The following is a 16,863-nucleotide window of genomic DNA, read 5'->3' as shown; positions in this document are numbered from 1 at the left end:
GCCGTGTTGTCAAGAACGAACATTCGTTTTAGGTTGGGCCGCATGCCACGAGTGAGCCCCGAGCACCTGGAACGGCGCAGGCAGCAGATCCTGGACGCCGCCCGGACCTGCTTCATCCGCGAGGGCGTCCACGCCACCTCGATGCAGGACATCTTCGCCGAGGCGGGCCTCTCGGCCGGGGCCGTCTACCGCTACTTCAAGAGCAAGACCGAGATCATCGAGGCCATCACCGGCATGGTGATCGGCGACCTGCACGTGTTCCTGGGCGAGCTCGCCCGGCACGACCCCGTGCTGCCGCTGGACGAGCTCGTGGTGCGCGTGGCCCAGCGGGTGGTGTTGCTGAGCGGCCCGGACGGCACGATGCGGCTCGCCCCGCAGGCATGGGCGCTGGCGATGTACGACCCCGAGCTGCGCCGGTACGTGCAGCAGAACGTCGTCGGCCTGCGCGCGCACTGGACGGAGTACGCCCGGCGGTGCGTCCAGGCGGGGATGCTGCCGCCCGGCACCGACCCGCAGGCGGCCGGCAAGGCGATCTTCGGCATCGTCCCCGGGTTCCTGCTGCAGCGGCTCATCATGGAGGACATCTCCCCCGAGGAGCTGCGGGCGGGCGTCCGGGCCATGGCCCGCGAGAGCCTCCTCATGCCGGGCGCCACCACGGGCTCTTCCACGGAGGCCGTCTCAGGCTCCTGACCGCGCCGCGCCCGCCCGTCCCGCCCGGCCCGCCCGTCAGGGCCGTTCGGCCGATCCGGCCGCGCCGCGCCGCGAAGATCACGATCGGGCCGCGGATCCGGCCGTCCGCCGCGGAGACGCGCTGGGGGTCTTGCCCCGATCTGCGCGATTCGGGTACCTCTTAGCCATCGGCCCCGCCGCACCGGCCGGGCAGGTACCTCTCGTTCCGCCCTTTCGCCCCTGCCATCCGACCCCGCCACCCGTGCATCCCAGCCTCCACGCGCTCGCACGAACGCCGCGCCGCCGACCCGCCGCGGCGCGCTCCGGCGTGCCCGGGCGCGCCCCTGTCCTGAGGCGGCCGCCTCTTGACCCGCGATGCGCCCGGCGAGAAGTTTTAACATTCCATTACTTTTAACGCGTGGAGAGCGCATGGTGACCGAGGATCGCGGTGGCGGGCCCGCCCGCTGGCCCGTGCCGGTGGCGCTCGCCGCCCTCGCCGCGGTGGCCGCCTCGCTCATCGCGGGACGCTGGCTGCCGGAGCCGCTGCGGCTGGTCTGGTGGCACCCGGAGATCGTCATCGCGCTCTTCTGGACGCCGGTCGCCGCGCTGCTCCTGCGGTACCGGCCCCGCCTCCGGGTCGGCCTGCTGATGCTGGGCTGCGGAACGAGCGCGGCGGTCTACGTGCTCGCGCTCAACCTCGGACCGCTCTTCGAGCTGCACGACCTGCCCGGGGCCGCGTTCCTGACCTGGCTCGGCGTCTGGCTCTGGGCCGTGGACACCTTCGGGCTCACCCTGGTCCTGCCGCTGATCTTCCCCGACGGGCGGCTGGTGTCGGCCTGGTTCCGGCCCGTCCTGGCCGTGGCCTGCGCCGTCCCGCTCATCGTCTGCGTCCATCTCACGATCGACCCGGACGCGCGCCGCTGGCACAACGGGGTCTCGGTCTACCCGTTCCAGGACATCCCGCTCGCGATCAGCGTGACGATCCTCGGCACGCTGGCGCTGGGGTTCCTCTCGGTCGTGCTGCGCTTCCTGCGCTCCGCGCCCGACGTCCGGCGGCAGATCGGCTGGATCATCTACCCCGGCGTGCTGGCCATGGCGATCATCTACATCGGCGAGACCACGCCGATCAGCGACCCGGTCCGCAACGTCACGATCGCCGTCGTCCCGATCTGCATCGCCATCGCGATCACCCGGTACCGGCTGTACGACATCGACCTGGTCATCGGCCGGACCCTGGTGTACGCGGGCCTGGTCGTGGTGATCACCGGCGTGTACTTCGCGCTGGTCGGGCTGATCAGCAACGTGTTCGCCGGGCGCGGCCCGATGGTCGGCCTGTTCGGCGCGATCGCCGCCGGCGTGGTGTTCGAGCCCGCCCGGCGCCGCCTCCAGCGGGCCGTGGACCGGCTGATCCACGGCGAGCGCGACCCGTACCGGATCGCCGACCGGCTCAACCGCCGGCTGCAGACCACCGCCGACCCCGCCGCCGCGCTGGCCGCCGCCGCCTCGATGGTCCGCGAGGCGCTGCGCGCGACCGGCGTCCGGATCGAGGTGCTCGACCGGGACGGCCGCACGGCGACGGCCAGCGAGGACGGCGAGCTGGGCGACGCGCCCCAGCTGATCCCGCTGGTCTGGCACGGCGAGCCGGTCGGCCGGCTGCTGTTCGGCGTCACCCGCCGGCCCGACGCCCGGACCGCCGGGATCCTGGCCCGCAACCTGGCCGAGCTGACCAGCTCGGCGCGGCTGGCCGCCGACGTGCAACGTTCCAGGGAGCGCATCCTGCGCACCCGCGAGGAGGAGCGCCGCCGGCTGCGCCGCGACCTGCACGACGGCCTCGGCCCCACGCTGGCCAGCCTCGCCATGACGGTGGACGCGGCGCGCATCACGCTCAAGTCCGACCCGGCCGCGGTGGACGCGCTGCTGGAGAACCTGCGGCTGACCATGGGCCGCACCATCGGCGACATCCGGGAGCTGGTGTACGGCCTGCGCCCGCCCGCGCTGGACGATCTGGGCCTGGCCGGCGCCATCAGGGCCCTGGGCGGCGTCGTCGCGACCGGCGACGGGCCCGAGGTCGCGGTCGAGGTGGAGGGCGATCTGGGCGAGCTGCCCGCCGCCGCCGAGGTCGCCGCGTACCGGATCGTCCAGGAGGCCCTCACCAACGTCTACCGGCACGCCCAGGCGGGCAGCGCGGTCGTCCGGCTCTCGGTGAACGGCGACCTGCACGTCCTGGTGGGGGACGACGGTGTGGGCATGGCGGCCGGCGCCCGTACGGGCGTGGGGATGTCGTCCATGCGCGAGCGCGCCGCCGAGATCGGTGGATCGTGCACGGTGGAACCCGGTCCCGAAGGGGGAACGGTCGTCCGGGCGAGGCTTCCGGTCGGCGCCAACGGAGGCGGTGGCGGTAGCGGCGGCATGGGGCCGTCGCAGGAGATCGCTTAGCTTCGCGCAGGATCGCGGGCCGCTCTACAGGCGTGCCCTCCACTCTCTACTGGAGTGGAGGGCCGGTGGCCGCCCCCCGCCAAGAAGGAGCCACCGGCCCTCGGCGCCACCCGGATCGGGGCTCCCATCCCGATCCGAGCGGGCCTTCACCAGAGGGTGTGCACTACTGAAGGTAGCGCCTTTCGGTCCCATTGGTCAGGGACACTCGTCCCGATATTCCCGGGACGGTACGGGGGACGGCCGGGCGAACCACCGGAAGCATGCCGCTCTAGGGGCAAAAGCCCAGGTCAGAACGTCGCGGAAGTGCCGCCGGCCGCTCAGGAGCCCCGCAGCCACCCGGAAAGAATTTCTCCCTCGGCCACCAGGACGGCCGGGCCGCGCAGGTGGCTGGTCCGCCCGTCGAGGGTGACCACGACCCGCCCGCCGGGCACGTCGACGATCCACTCGCCCGCGGCGTCCCCCTCGGCGACGCCCGAGTCCGTCGCCGCGGCGGCCGCCACGGCGACGGTTCCGGTCCCGCAGGAGCGCGTCTCGCCCGAACCGCGCTCGTACACCCGCATCTCCACGTGGCGCTCCCCGACCGGGCGGTAGAACTCCACGTTCACGCCGTCCGGGAAGGCCGCCGGGTCGAACGCGGGCGCGCGCGTGAGGTCGAGGCCCGCCACGGGCTCGCCGACGGGGCAGGCCAGGTGCGGGTTGCCCATGGACACGCGCGTGCCGGTGTGGACACGCCCCGCGATCGACGCCTCGCCCGTTCCCAGGTATTCGGGCGGCCCCATGTCGACGCTCACGTCGCCGGACGCGCCCAGCGTCACCCTGCGCAGCCCCGCGCGGGTCGCGACGTCCCACTCGCCCGGGGCGGCGAGCCCGGAGTCGACCAGGTAGCGGGCGAACACCCGGACGCCGTTGCCGCACATCTCCGCGATGCCGCCGTCGGCGTTGCGGTAGTCCATGAACCACTCGGCGTCACCGGCCTGCGCCTCGGCGGCCGGGTCCCCGGCGGCCTTCGCGCGCACGGCGCGCAGCACCCCGTCGGCGCCGATCCCGGCCCGCCGGTCGCACAGCCGCGCCACGGACGCCGCGTCCAGTTCGAGCGCGCCGGCCGCGTCCGGCAGGATCACGAAGTCGTTCTCGGTCCCATGTCCCTTGACAAACCGCATGGCATCGATCGTATTGCCCCGTCAGCCCGCGCCGTCACCGCCGCACGCGGCCGCCAGCGCCCGCTCCAGCAGGTCGGGGGCGTCGTACGGGAGCCAGCGCACCCGCGGGTCGCTCCGGAACCAGGACTCCTGGCGCCGGGCGAAACGCCGCGTCGTCCGGATCGTCTCCTCCATGGCGCGCTCCTCGGTCCACTCCCCCGACAGGAACCGCAGGACCTGCGCGTACCCCAGCGCGCGGCTCGCCGTGAGGCCGTCCCGGAGGCGGGCGTCGCGGTCCAGCGCGCGGACCTCCTCGACCAGGCCCGCCTCCCACATCCGCTCCACGCGCAGGGCGATGCGCGCGTCCAGCTCCTCGCGGGGGACGGTGAGCCCGATCTGCACGGCTTCGTACCGGTAGCGCCGCTCGGGCATCGTCGCGCTGAACGGCCGCCCGGTGATCTCGATGACCTCCAGCGCCCGGACGATCCGCCGCCCGTTGCTCGGCAGGATCGCCGCGGCCGCCGCCGGGTCGCGGGCGCGCAGCCGCTCGTGCATGGCCGCGGGCCCGGCCTCCGCCAGCTCGCCGGCTAGCCGCGCCCGGACGTCCGGATCGGTGCCGGGGAACTCCATGTGGTCGAGCGCGGCCCGCACGTACAGCCCGGACCCGCCGACCAGCACGGGCACCCGGCCCCGCGCGCGGACCGCCTCGATGGCGTCCGCGCTGAGCCGCTGGTACCCGGCGACGCTCGCGGTGACGGTCACGTCCCAGATGTCCAGGAGGTGGTGCGGGACGCCGCGCATCTCGGCCGCGGTGAGCTTGGCGGTGCCGATGTCCATGCCGCGGTACAGCTGCATGGAGTCCGCGTTGATCGCCTCGCCGTCCAGCCGGAGCGCCAGATCGACGGCCAGATCGGACTTCCCCGCCGCGGTCGGGCCCACGACTGCGATGACGGCTGTGCTGGTCACTGGCCTACTTCTGGTGACGGAACCGGCGGAACGGGTAGAGATCCGTACGTAAGAGGCATCGGGCGCGCACCGCCCGGTGCCGCCCACGCAGCATCGGGACGAGGGATCCGGGGGGAGCCAGATGTCCATCGTCGACAAGGTGAAGGAAATGCTCGGCCAGCACGGGGACAAGGCCCGGCAGGGCGTCGAGAAGGGCGGTGACATGCTCGACCAGCGGACCGGGGGCAAGTACGCCCAGCATGTCGACAAGGCCCAGGAACGGGCCGGCGACTACATCGACAGGCAAGGCGGGCAGGGTCCCCAGGGCCGGCAGGGGCAGCAGGGCGACGAGGGCCGGCCGCGCGACGGCGGCCTCTGAACGCGACCCGGCCCGCGTCCGCCGTCACCGTCACGTGACGCCTTCCCGTTCCCAGGACGCCACGAAGTAGCCGACGCCGTAAGGGGCCTCGTAGGCCAGCAACTCGGATCGGTAACGGGCGGATGCCGGAGCCGTCACGGCCGCGCCCGCCAGCACCTGCCACGCCGCGCGCCCTGCAGCCTGGACGTCCCGGGAGACCTCGGGGTCGAGGCCCGCCAGGGCGGGGGCGTCGGCCTGCTTCAGGGCACCGGCCACCGCGGCATCGTACGCCTCCGCGGCCGGGTGGAGGTAGCCGGGAGCCTTCTCCGTCAGGCACGCGGACCCGTCGCCCATCACCAGCAGCGCCACCCGGCCGGCCGAACCGGCCAGTTCCCGGCCGAGCCGCGCGCACTCCTCAGGAGAGGCGTCGTACGCGACCCCCTGGAAGCGCGCGTCCAGACCGCTGTCGCGCAGGAGCCACTCGCCGATCGTCAAAGACAGCGGCAGCACGGTCGCGTCCCGCTCCGGCCGCTCGCCGAGCCCGTAAGGGTGCAGCGAGCCGGTCACGCCCGGCCCGTAGGCGCGCGTGACGGTGTCGCCGCCCACCACGTACAGGACGCAGCCCTCGTTCGCCTCCACGGCGGACCGGAGGCGTCCCACCGCCGTGCGGCACGCCTCGCGCAGCGCGTCCAGCTCCGCCGCGGCCGCGCCGGCCACGGCGGGGACGAGCAGGGGCGGATGCGGGCAGACCGCCGCGGAGACCAGCATGCTGCGCGCGACGTTCACGGGCAGGTCGAGCAGCCCGTGGCGGCGGCAGGCGCGGGCGCCGGGCGGCCGATGCCCGGCATGCCGAGCGCGACGCCCTGCGGCGCGGCCGCGCCCTGGCGGGCCTCCCAGGCGTCGCCGGCGCGGGTGCGGCGGACCGCCTCGACCGGCTTGTCGGCCACCAGGTGGTGGGGCGCCGCGTACGTGACCTCCACCGTCACCATGTCGCCGGGCCGGACCGCCCCGGCGGCCTCGTCGGGCGCCCGGAAGTGGACCAGGCGGTTGTCGCGGGCGCGCCCGGAGAGGCGCCGCGTCTCGCCGTCCTTGCGGCCCTCGCCCTCGGCGACCAGCACCTCCAGCTTGCGGCCGAGCTGCCTCTTGTTCTCCTCCCAGGAGATCTCCTCCTGGAGGGCGACGAGCCGCTCGTACCGCTCCTGCACGACCTCCTTGGGCAGCTGCCCGTCCATGGTGGCCGCGGGGGTGCCGGGACGCTTGGAGTACTGGAACGTGAACGCCCCGGAGAACCGCGCCTCCCGCACGACGTGGAGGGTCTGCTCGAAGTCCTCCTCCGTCTCGCCGGGGAAGCCGACGATGATGTCGGTGGTGATGGCGGCGTCCGGGATCGCGGCCCGGACCTTGTCGATGATGCCGAGGAAGCGCTCCTGCCTGTAGGAGCGGCGCATCGCCTTCAGTACGGCGTCGGAACCCGACTGCAAGGGCATGTGCAGCGACGGCATCACGTTCGGCGTCTCGGCCATGGCGGCGATGACGTCGTCGGTGAAGTCCTTGGGGTGCGGCGAGGTGAAGCGGACGCGCTCCAGGCCCTCCACGCCGCCGCAGGCGCGCAGCAGCCCGGCGAAGGCGCTCTGGCCGCCCGCCGTCATGGCGCGCACCTCGTCCGGCGCGGTCGCCAGGGCGCCGAAGCCGGACCCGTAGGCGTTGACGTTCTGGCCCAGCAGGGTGACCTCCAGGACCCCGTCGGCGACCAGCGCCTCCACCTCGGCCAGCACCTCGCCCGGGCGGCGGTCCCTCTCCTTGCCGCGCAGCGACGGCACGATGCAGAACGTGCAGGTGTTGTTGCAGCCCACCGAGATCGACACCCACGCGGCGTACGGCGACTCGCGGCGCGTCGGCAGCGTCGACGGGAAGGTCACCAGGGACTCTTCGATCTCGACCTGCGCCTCGTCCCGGACGCGGGCGCGCTCCAGGAGGGCGGGCAGCGACCCGATGTTGTGCGTCCCGAAGACCACGTCCACCCAGGGCGCCCGCCTGACGATCGTGTCGCGGTCCTTCTGCGCCAGGCACCCGCCGACCGCGATCTGCATCCCCGGGCGGCCGTCCTTGACGGGACGCAGATGCCCGAGGTTGCCGTAGAGGCGGTTGTCGGCGTTCTCCCGTACGGCGCAGGTGTTGAAGACGACGACATCGGGGTCGCCCTCCCCCGCGCGCACGTAGCCGGCGTCCTCCAGCAGCCCGGACAGCCGCTCGGAGTCGTGGACGTTCATCTGGCACCCATAGGTACGGATCTCGTACGTGCGGGCGCCGGTCTCCATGGGCGCATTCATGACAGTCACCAAGGGTACGCGCAGGCACCGGCTCCGCGTACGCGATCAGCGCGGCCGCCCGGCGCGGTCATCGGATGATCACCGCGCGGTGACTCCGCGCAGGTCCCGCCCGCAATCGCCCATCATGCCGCCGACGTGCGGATTCGTGATCGGATCGGTACCGCGCCGAGAGTCGCCGGTGAGCGGCGATGACGTAAAGTCCGGCTCCATGACGGACAGCGGAGACGAGCTCGAGGTCACCCCCGAGGTCACCAAGGGCGAACCCCAGGACCCCGAGGTCGCCAAGGGCGGTTCCCGGGACGACGACGGCGCGGCGGGCGCGCCCCTCGTCGAGGTCGAGCACGTCAACAAGCACTTCGGTGACCTGCACGTGCTCAAGGACATCAACCTCACCGTGAACCGCGGTGAGGTGGTCGTGGTCATCGGCCCGTCGGGCGGCGGCAAGTCGACCCTGTGCCGGTCGATCAACCGGCTGGAGCCGATCAACGACGGCGTGATCAGGGTCGACGGCAAGGAGCTGCCCAAGGAGGGCCGCGAGCTGGCCAAGCTCCGGGCCGACGTCGGCATGGTGTTCCAGTCGTTCAACCTGTTCGCGCACAAGACGATCCTGGACAACGTCACCCTCGGCCCCATCAAGGTGCGGAAGTCGTCCAAGAGCGAGGCCGAGAAGCACGCGATGGAGCTGCTCGACCGCGTCGGGATCGCCAACCAGGCGCAGAAGTACCCGGCGCAGCTCTCGGGCGGGCAGCAGCAGCGCGCCGCCATCGCGCGCAGCCTCGCGATGAAGCCCAAGGTCATGCTCTTCGACGAGCCGACCTCGGCCCTCGACCCGGAGATGGTCAACGAGGTGCTGGAGGTCATGACCGGGCTGGCCAGGGACGGCATGACCATGATCGTGGTGACCCACGAGATGGGGTTCGCCCGGCGGGCCGCGCAGAAGGTCGTGTTCATGGCCGACGGCCAGATCGTGGAGGAGAACACCCCCGACGAGTTCTTCACCAACGCGCGCACCGACCGCGCCAAGGACTTCCTTTCCAAGATCCTTACACACTGAGGCTTCACCGGGGGCCGCTCGTCGAGGCGCCTCCGGAACCGTTTGAGACCCCGCGTCGAGCACTTGTACGGCTCCGGCGATAGCAGAGGGAGAACCAGCACATGCGAGTACGTCGTTTCGGCGCCGCCATCGGTGCGGCGACCGCGCTTGCCCTGGCCCTGACGGCCTGTGGCGCCGACACCGAGAAGACCGAGGCCAAGACGGTCGCGCAGAAGGCCAAGGACACCAAGAAGATCACCGTCGGCATCAAGTACGACCAGCCGGCGCTCGGCCTGAAGAAGCCCGACGGCACGTTCGAGGGCTTCGACGTGGACGTCGCCAAGTACATCGCCAAGGAACTGGGCGTCCCCGAGAGCGGCATCACGTTCAAGGAGACCACCTCGGCGAACCGCGAGTCGTTCCTGGGAGGCGGCCAGGTCGACCTGGTCATCGCCACGTACTCCATCACGGACGCGCGCAAGCAGCAGGTCACCTACGGCGGCCCCTACTACGTCGCGCACCAGGACACGATGGTCCGCGCGGACGACAACAGCATCAAGAAGGCCGAGGACCTCAAGGGCAAGAAGCTCTGCAAGGCCGCCGGCTCCAACTCGTTCCGCCGCGTCACCGAGGGCCCGCCGGACGGCAAGCTCGCCGTCAAGGGCGTCGACCTGGTGGACGCACAGAGCTACTCCGAGTGCGCGACCAAGCTCGCCGCCGGCGCTCTCGACGCGGTCAGCACCGACGACCTGATCCTGGCCGGCTTCGCCAACCAGCAGAAGGGCAAGTTCAAGGTCATCAACGCGCCGTTCACCGACGAGAAGTACGGCGTCGGCATCAAGAAGGGCGACAAGGAGACCTGCGAGGCCGTCAACAAGGCCATCACCAAGATGTACCAGGACGGCACCGGCAAGAGCCTGCTCGACAAGCACTTCGCCGGCACCGGCCTGAAGACCGTCACCACCGTCCCGCAGTTCGAGGGCTGCGCCTGATCCCAGGCTGACGCCCGCCATGCCGGCGCGCTCCCCGGAAGACCCGACCCGGGGAGCGTGCCGGTCTGGCCCTGACCCGCTGGAACGCCATGGAACAGCTACTCGACCTGTTTGACTTCGGCCCGTTCTTCGACAACATCGACGTCATCCTCGACGGTTTCTGGGCGACGGTACGGCTGGCGCTCGCGTCGGCGGTCCTGTCGCTCCTCATCGGCACGATCCTGGTCGCCTTCCGGGTGGCGCCCGTGCCGGTGCTCCGATGGGTCGGCACGACCTACGTCAACATCGTCCGGAACACCCCGCTCACCCTCGTGCTGCTGATGTGCAGCCTGGCGCTGAACGACGTCCTGGGCCTGGCCTTCTCGAAGGACACCGGCACCACCTACTACTGGTGGGCCGTCCTCGGGCTGTCCGGCTACACGGGCGCGTTCGTGTGCGAGGCGCTGCGCTCGGGGATCAACACGGTCCCGCTCGGCCAGGCGGAGGCGGCGCGCTCGATCGGACTCACCTTCACCCAGTCCCTGCGCATGATCATCCTGCCGCAGGCGTTCCGCGCGGTCGTCGCGCCGCTGGGCAGCATCCTCATCGCCATGATCAAGAACACCACCGTGGCCGCCGCCGCGAGCTACGCCGAGGCGGCCGTCGTCATGAAGGACCTCATCGAGAAGCCGTCCTTCGCCAGCGGCGCGCTGCCGCTGTTCATCGGCGTCGCGGTGGGCTTCATGATCCTCACCCTGCCGACCGGCTTCTTCTTCGGCTGGCTGGCCAAGCGGACGGCGGTGGCGCGATGAGCCAGGAAGCGAGCATCCTCTTCGACACGCCCGGTCCCCGGGCCCGCAGGCGCAACAACGTCCTCACCGTCGTCTCGGTGCTGCTGCTGGGCGCCGTCGTCGCGTCGCTCGTGCTGCGGCTCGCCGACAAGGGCCAGTTCGCGTGGCGGCTCTGGGAGCCGTTCCTCCAGCCCGACGTGTGGACGAACCTCATCCTCCCGGGCCTGTGGAACACGCTGAAGGCCGCGGCGGTCGCCTCGGTGCTGGCGCTGCTGTTCGGTGTCGTGTTCGGCCTGGCGCGGCTGTCGGACCACGCCTGGATCCGGCTGCCGGCCGGTGCGGTGGTGGAGTTCTTCCGGGCCATCCCGCTGCTGATCCTGATCTTCCTGGCGTTCTTCGTGCCGAACAAGATCAGCCCGGCGATCGCCGAGTCCCCGCTCGGGACGTTCCAGCGGGTCATGGTCGAGACCTTCGGCGGGCTGTTCGGGGTGGAGATCAACGCGGGCGTGGTCACCGTCCCCGCGTTCGCGGCGGTGGTCTTCGGGCTGGTGCTCTACAACGGCTCGGTGCTCGCCGAGGTCGTCCGCGCCGGGGTCAACTCGATCCCGAAGGGGCAGTCGGAGGCCGCGTACTCCATCGGCCTGCGCAAGAACGGCGTGATGCGGCTGGTGCTGCTCCCGCAGGCGATCACGGTCATGATGCCCGCGATCGTGAGCCAGCTGGTGGTGCTGCTCAAGGACACCGCGCTGGGCTTCATCATCGCCTACCCGGAACTGCTGCAGGCCGGGTTCAAGCAGGTGCCGCCCAACTTCGGCAACAACATCATCCAGGCCGGCATCGTCGTCGCGATCATCTACATCGCGATCAACATGGCGGTGAGCGCACTGGCCAACATGCTGGAGAGGCGCAGTCGGCGCAGCCGCAAGACGTCCGCCAAGACGATCGGCACCGGGACCGGCGCGCCGCCCGCGCCCGGGATGGCGCTCGCCGAGCCCGGCGGCAAGGGCTGAGAAACGGCGTTCGGAAGGGTCGGGAAGCACGCGCGAACAGGCCGTGAGCGAGGGGGCCGCCGGGAATCCGGCGGCCCCCTCCGCGGTTTGCGTGGACGTGACGTACGACGTGGCGGTCATCGGGGCGGGGCAGGCGGGCCTGTCGGCGGGCCACTTCCTGCGCAGGGCCGGCCTGGACTTCGTGATGTTCGACCACGCGCCGCGTGCCGGAGGGGCCTGGCAGTACCGGTGGCCGACCCTCACCCTGGGTGCCGCCCACGGGATCCACGACCTGCCGGGGATGCCGCTGGGGGAACGGGACGCGTCCCGTCCCGCCTCCGAGGTGGTGTCCGAGTACTTCGCCCGCTACGAGCGCGAATTCGCCCTGGACGTGCACCGCCCCGTGGACGTGCGGTCCGTACGCGACGAGCCCGGCGAGCCCGGAAGGCACGGCGAGCCCGGCGAGCCCGGGCGGCTCGTTCTGGAGACCTCCGAGGGGACGTTCCGGACGCGGGCGCTCATCAACGCCACCGGGACGTGGGACCGGCCGTTCTGGCCGTACTACCCGGGGCAGGAGACGTTCCGGGGACGCCAGCTGCACACCGCCGGGTACCGGGGCCCGGACGAGTTCGCGGGGAAGCGGGTGGTGGTCGTCGGCGGCGGGGCCTCCGCCACGCAGGCGCTCATGGAGATCGCTGAGATGGCCGCTGAGACCACGTGGGTCACCCGGCGCCCTCCGGTATGGGTCGAGGGGCCGTTCGACCAGGAGCGGGGCCGTGAGGCCGTCGCCCGGGTCGAGGAGCGGGTCCGGCGCGGGCTGCCGCCCGGCAGCGTGGTCGGCGCCACCGGGCTCGTCCTCTCGCCCGAGGTGCGGGCCGCCCGCGAGAGCGGCGTCCTGCACCGGCTGCCGATGTTCGCGCGCGTCACCCCTGACGGCGTCGCCTGGGCGGACGGGACCTCCGCCGAGGCCGACGTGATCCTCTGGGCCACCGGGTTCCGCGCCGCCCTCGACCACCTGGCGCCGCTGCGGCTGCGCGGATCCGGCGGCGGCATCCGCATGGACGGCACCCGCACCGCCGCCGATCCGCGGATCCACCTGCTCGGATACGGGCCCTCTGCCAGTACGATCGGGGCAGGGCGCGCGGCCCGCGCCGCCGTCCGCGAGATCAAGGGCCTGCTCGACCCGCTCCCCCTCGCCGCCGGGACCTGAGCGATCCGGCACCCGGCGCGGTCGCTTGTGAACGGGTTGTATCTTTCCGAGGTCAACTGCCCCGTCATGGCCCCAACCGAACCCTGTATGCGGGACGATTCGCATATGACCGCTCGTGCGACCCTTCCCTACGGCTCCTGGCCCTCTCCGATATCAGCCGACGACGTCGCCCGCGCCCGGCTGCGACTCAGTTTCCCCACCGTGCACAACAGCGACGTCTGGTGGCAGGAGACCCGGCCGGAAGAGGGCGGCCGGACCACGGTCGTCCACCTCCATGGCGGTCACCGGACCGAGCTCCTCCAGGCGCCCTGGGACGCGCGCACCCGCGTGCACGAGTACGGCGGCCGGTCCTACCTGCCCGTACGCACGGGCGAGGGGCACGCGATCGTCTTCTCCAACTACGACGACCAGCGCCTCCACCGGCTCGACCCGGGCGACCCCAAGCCGCGGCCCCTGACGCCCGAGCCCGCCATCCCCGGCGGCCTGCGCTACGCCGACTCCGTCGTCTCCCCCGACGGCACCGAGATCTGGTGCGTCTGCGAGGGGCACACCCCCGAGGGCATCCGGCGCGCCATCGTGGCCGTCCCCCTGGACGGCAGCGCCGCCGCCGACGCCTCCGCCATCCGGGAGCTCGTCACCGGCGCCGACTTCTACGCGAGCCCCGCCCCCTCCCCCGGCGGCGGCCACCTCGCCTGGGTGCAGTGGAACCACCCGCGCATGCCCTGGGACGGCACCGAGATCCGCGCCGCCGCCCTGGAGGACGGCCGGACGGTCGCGCCCCGCACCGTCAAGGGCGGCCTCACCGAATCCGCCATCGCCCCGCTGTGGCGCGACGAGGAGTCCCTGTACGTCATCTCCGACTGGCCCGGCTGGTGGAACATCTACCAGGTCGGCCTCCACGGCGAGTCGCCGCAGGCCCTCTACCCCGCCGAAGAGGAGTTCGCCGGGGCCCTCTGGCAGCTGGGCGGCATGCCGTACGCCCTCCTGGACGACGGCCGCCTCGCCGTCCTGCACGGGGAGGGCGACCAGCGGCTCGGCATCTACGACCCCGAGACCCTCGAACTGGTCGACCTGGAGGTCCCGTACGACGACTGGCAGCCGGCGCTGTCGGCGCACGGCTCCACCATCGTGGGCATCGCGGGCGGCCCCGCCGTCCCGCCGTCCGTGGTGCGGATCGACACCACCACCGGGCGCGTCGAGGGCCTGCGCCGCGAGCTCGCCGAGCTGCCGGACGTCGCGTACCTGCCGAAGCCCCGCACCGAGCGCATCGAGGGGCCGTTCGGGCGGCCCGTGCACGCCTACGTCTACCCGCCGTCCAACCCCGAGTACACGGGCGCCGAGGGCGAGCTGCCGCCGTACGTGGTGTTCGTCCACGGCGGGCCCACCAGCCGGGTGTCCCGGGTCCTCAACCTCGAACGCGCCTACTTCACCAGCCGCGGCATCGGCATCGTCGACGTCAACTACGGCGGCTCCACCGGCTACGGCCGCGCGTACCGCGAGCGGCTGCGCCGCCAGTGGGGCGTCGTGGACGTCGAGGACGCCGTCGCCGCGGCCGAGGCCCTCGTCGAGGGCGGCATCGCCGACCCCGAGCGGCTGGCCATCCGCGGCGGCAGCGCCGGCGGCTGGACCACCCTCGCCGCGATCACGCAGACCAAGGTGTTCAGCGCGGCCACGAGCTACTACGGCGTCAGCGAGCTGAAGAGCTTCGTCGAAGGCACCCACGACTTCGAGTCCCGGTACCTGTTCGGCCTGATCGGCCCGCTGCCCGGATTCGAGCGCGCGTACGAGGAGCGCTCGCCCCTCACCCGCGCCGACGAGACCGCCTGCCCCGTCCTGCTCCTGCAGGGCCTGGACGACCCGGTCGTCCCGCCGGACCAGTCCGAGCGCTTCGCCGCGGCGCTGGCCGCCAAGAAGACGCCCCACGCGTACCTGACGTTCGAGGGCGAGTCCCACGGCTTCCGCCGCGCCGAGACCGTCATCGCCTGCCTGCGCGCCGAACTCGCCTTCTACGGCCAGACGCTGAACTTCCAGCCCCGAGGAGTAGACCCGATCGACCTGTCCACAGGCTGACGCACCGGCAGCGCCGCAGTGGCCGCCACCCGAACACCCGCCCACTGCGGCCCTCCCCGGGGCGGGCACGGCGCGTCCGAACGGCACGGCGTAGCGCAGGACGGGACAGGACGGGACGCCGTGGGGCGCCGGCGCGCGCGGCGAGGCGTCAGCGGGCGAACTCGATGGCGCGGGACTCGCGGACGACCGTCACCCGGATCTGGCCCGGGTACGTCAGCTCCCCCTCGACCTGCTTGGCGATGTCCCGGGCGATCACCTGGGCCTGGATGTCGTCGACCGAGTCCGGCTTGACCATCACCCGGATCTCCCGGCCGGCCTGCATCGCGAAGACCTTCTCCACGCCCTCGTGCTGCTCGCGGGCGATCTCCTCCAGCCGCTCCAGCCGCTTGACGTAAGCCTCCAGCGACTCGCGGCGGGCCCCCGGGCGGCTGCCGCTGATCGCGTCCGCGGCCTGGGTGAGGACCGCCTCGACGGTACGGACCTCGACCTCGTTGTGGTGCGCCTCGATCGCATGCACCACGTCCTCGTGCTCGCCGTACCGGCGGGCGATCTCCGCGCCGATCAGCGCGTGGCTGCCCTCGACCTCGTGGGTGAGCGCCTTGCCGATGTCGTGCAGCAGCGTGCAGCGCTTCGCCAGCTCCACCGGCAGCCGCAGCTCGCTCGCCATGATCCCGGCGAGGTGCGCCGACTCGATCAGATGCATGAGGACGTTCTGGCCGTACGAGGTCCGGTAGCGCAGCCGGCCCAGCAGCGTGATCAGCTCCGGGTGCATGTCGGTGATCCCGAGCTCGACGAGGGCGTCCTCGCCGGCGCGCACGCACAGCTGCTCGACGTCGCTGCGGCTGCGCTCGTACACCTCCTCGATGCGCTGCGGATGGATGCGGCCGTCCAGCACGAGCTTCTCCAGCGTCAGCCGGCCGACCTCCCGGCGCACCGGGTCGAAGCAGCTGAGCAGCACCGCCTCCGGGGTGTCGTCGATGATCAGGTTGACGCCGGTGGTGGACTCGAAGGCCCGGATGTTGCGGCCCTCGCGCCCGATGATGCGGCCCTTCATCTCGTCGCCCGGCAGGTGCAGCACCGACACGACCGACTCGGCGGTCTGCTCGCCGGCCACCCGCTGGATGGCCAACGTCACGATCTTGCGGGCGCGCTTCTCGCCCTCCTGCCGCGCCGCGTTCTCGATCTCCCGGGTGATCGGGATGGCCTCCCGCTTGGCCTGGTTCTCCAGCGCGGCGACCAGCTCGGCCTTGGCCTCCTCGGCGGTCAGCCCGGCGGTGCGCTCCAGCACCTGGCGGCGCTCGTCCTCCAGCCTGCCGAGCTCCTGTTTGCGCGTCTCCAGCGTCCGCTTGGAGTCGGCGAGGCGGCCGGACCACTCCTCCAGGCGCCGCACCTCGCCGTCCAGGCGCTGCTCGCGCTCGGCCAGCCGGGTCTCGCGGCGCTCCAGGTCCTCCCGCAGGGTGCGCAGGTCCTCACGCAGGACCCGGGCCTCCTCCTCCAGCTCGCCGCGCGCGGCGCTGCCGATCCGCTCGGCCTGCGCCTGCGCCTTGGCGAGGATCTCCTCGGCCTCCGCCCGCGCGGCCGCCCTGATCTCGTCCGCGTCGCGCTGCGCCTGGCCGTCGTCCTCGCCGGGCCCGGCGGGCCGCCGCAGCAGCATGATGACGAGAGCGACCAGGGTCACCAGGAGCGCGGCACCCAACAGGACGCTCTCAGCCATGAGGCAGACCCTTCCTCGCCCGCGGGCCCCGTCGGAGATCGAGGCCCTGCTCTGCGAGGATTCACCCGCGTACCGGCGGACCGGCGCACGCCGCCGCACGCCCGGCGGGTACGCGGCAGCGCCCGGGCGGCACGAAACTCCACCCGGCGGCCACGGCCCCTCCAGGGAGGTCGGCCAACGTCAGTCCTCTATGCCTCTCAGCTGCGTG

The 16,863-nt window shown here is 72.4% G+C and carries 14 protein-coding genes; 9 read left to right on the top strand and 5 right to left on the bottom strand.

Annotation, left to right across the window (positions count from 1 at the left end; translation table 11 throughout):
* Nucleotides 1–42: 42 nt before the first annotated feature.
* Together ACA361_RS14970 and ACA361_RS14965 are read left to right on the top strand one after the other, a co-directional pair.
* Complete coding sequence (locus ACA361_RS14970) at nt 43–690, top strand: TetR/AcrR family transcriptional regulator (RefSeq protein ID WP_375012565.1); 648 nt, start codon at nt 43–45, stop codon at nt 688–690.
* Between the two features lie 408 nt (nt 691–1,098).
* On the top strand, nt 1,099–3,105 hold the full coding sequence (locus ACA361_RS14965; protein WP_375012564.1) for a histidine kinase: 2,007 nt from the start codon (nt 1,099–1,101) through the stop codon (nt 3,103–3,105).
* Between the two features lie 317 nt (nt 3,106–3,422).
* On the opposite strand, the gene dapF is transcribed toward ACA361_RS14965, so the two are convergent.
* Both dapF and miaA read right to left on the bottom strand, forming a co-directional pair.
* Nucleotides 3,423–4,265 (bottom strand): diaminopimelate epimerase, encoded by an 843-nt coding sequence (gene dapF, locus ACA361_RS14960; RefSeq protein ID WP_375012563.1) that lies wholly within the window; start codon nt 4,263–4,265, stop codon nt 3,423–3,425.
* 21 nt (nt 4,266–4,286) lie between these two features.
* Nucleotides 4,287–5,210, bottom strand: a complete 924-nt coding sequence (gene miaA, locus ACA361_RS14955) for a tRNA (adenosine(37)-N6)-dimethylallyltransferase MiaA (RefSeq protein WP_375012562.1) — start codon at nt 5,208–5,210, stop codon at nt 4,287–4,289.
* Between the two features lie 121 nt (nt 5,211–5,331).
* Here miaA and ACA361_RS14950 point away from each other — a divergent pair, with 121 nt between their 5' ends.
* A complete protein-coding gene (locus ACA361_RS14950) occupies nt 5,332–5,568 on the top strand; it encodes an antitoxin (RefSeq protein WP_375012561.1) in 237 nt (78 codons plus the stop codon).
* Nucleotides 5,569–5,598: 30 nt separating this feature from the next.
* Here the strand turns inward: ACA361_RS14950 and ACA361_RS14945 are convergent, their stop codons facing one another.
* Together ACA361_RS14945 and miaB are read right to left on the bottom strand one after the other, a co-directional pair.
* A complete protein-coding gene (locus ACA361_RS14945; RefSeq protein ID WP_375012560.1) occupies nt 5,599–6,333 on the bottom strand; it encodes a class III extradiol dioxygenase subunit B-like domain-containing protein in 735 nt (244 codons plus the stop codon).
* Nucleotides 6,330–7,877 (bottom strand): tRNA (N6-isopentenyl adenosine(37)-C2)-methylthiotransferase MiaB, encoded by a 1,548-nt coding sequence (gene miaB / locus ACA361_RS14940; RefSeq protein ID WP_375012559.1) that lies wholly within the window; start codon nt 7,875–7,877, stop codon nt 6,330–6,332. Before miaB ends, ACA361_RS14945 begins: the two co-directional genes overlap by 4 nt.
* A 208-nt stretch (nt 7,878–8,085) precedes the next feature.
* On the opposite strand from miaB, the gene ACA361_RS14935 reads away from it, so the two are divergent.
* From ACA361_RS14935 to ACA361_RS14910, 6 genes are all read left to right on the top strand, one after another.
* On the top strand, nt 8,086–8,931 hold the full coding sequence (locus ACA361_RS14935) for an amino acid ABC transporter ATP-binding protein (protein ID WP_375012558.1): 846 nt from the start codon (nt 8,086–8,088) through the stop codon (nt 8,929–8,931).
* 101 nt (nt 8,932–9,032) lie between these two features.
* Nucleotides 9,033–9,902 (top strand): glutamate ABC transporter substrate-binding protein, encoded by an 870-nt coding sequence (locus ACA361_RS14930; RefSeq protein WP_366613785.1) that lies wholly within the window; start codon nt 9,033–9,035, stop codon nt 9,900–9,902.
* 89 nt (nt 9,903–9,991) lie between these two features.
* Nucleotides 9,992–10,693 carry an amino acid ABC transporter permease gene (locus tag ACA361_RS14925; RefSeq protein ID WP_375012557.1) on the top strand — a complete coding sequence of 234 codons (702 nt, stop codon included), beginning with the start codon at nt 9,992–9,994 and terminating at the stop codon, nt 10,691–10,693.
* Nucleotides 10,690–11,682, top strand: a complete 993-nt coding sequence (locus tag ACA361_RS14920) for an amino acid ABC transporter permease (protein ID WP_375012556.1) — start codon at nt 10,690–10,692, stop codon at nt 11,680–11,682. Before ACA361_RS14925 ends, ACA361_RS14920 begins: the two co-directional genes overlap by 4 nt.
* A gap of 91 nt (nt 11,683–11,773) precedes the next feature.
* Nucleotides 11,774–12,871, top strand: coding sequence for an NAD(P)-binding domain-containing protein (locus ACA361_RS14915; protein WP_375012555.1), 1,098 nt, complete (start codon nt 11,774–11,776; stop codon nt 12,869–12,871).
* Nucleotides 12,872–12,976: 105 nt separating this feature from the next.
* A complete protein-coding gene (locus tag ACA361_RS14910) occupies nt 12,977–14,941 on the top strand; it encodes a prolyl oligopeptidase family serine peptidase (protein WP_375012553.1) in 1,965 nt (654 codons plus the stop codon).
* A 148-nt stretch (nt 14,942–15,089) separates the two neighbouring features.
* Here ACA361_RS14910 and rny read toward each other — a convergent pair whose 3' ends face one another.
* Nucleotides 15,090–16,655, bottom strand: a complete 1,566-nt coding sequence (rny, locus tag ACA361_RS14905) for a ribonuclease Y (RefSeq protein WP_375012551.1) — start codon at nt 16,653–16,655, stop codon at nt 15,090–15,092.
* Between the last annotated feature and the right edge of the window lie 208 nt (nt 16,656–16,863).

Source organism: Actinomadura sp. 21ATH (genome assembly GCF_041951345.1).
In the GTDB taxonomy this organism is placed as follows: Bacteria; Actinomycetota; Actinomycetes; order Streptosporangiales; family Streptosporangiaceae; genus Spirillospora.
Note: the sequence above shows the minus strand (reverse complement) of the source record. Positions and strands in the feature narration are given on the sequence as shown.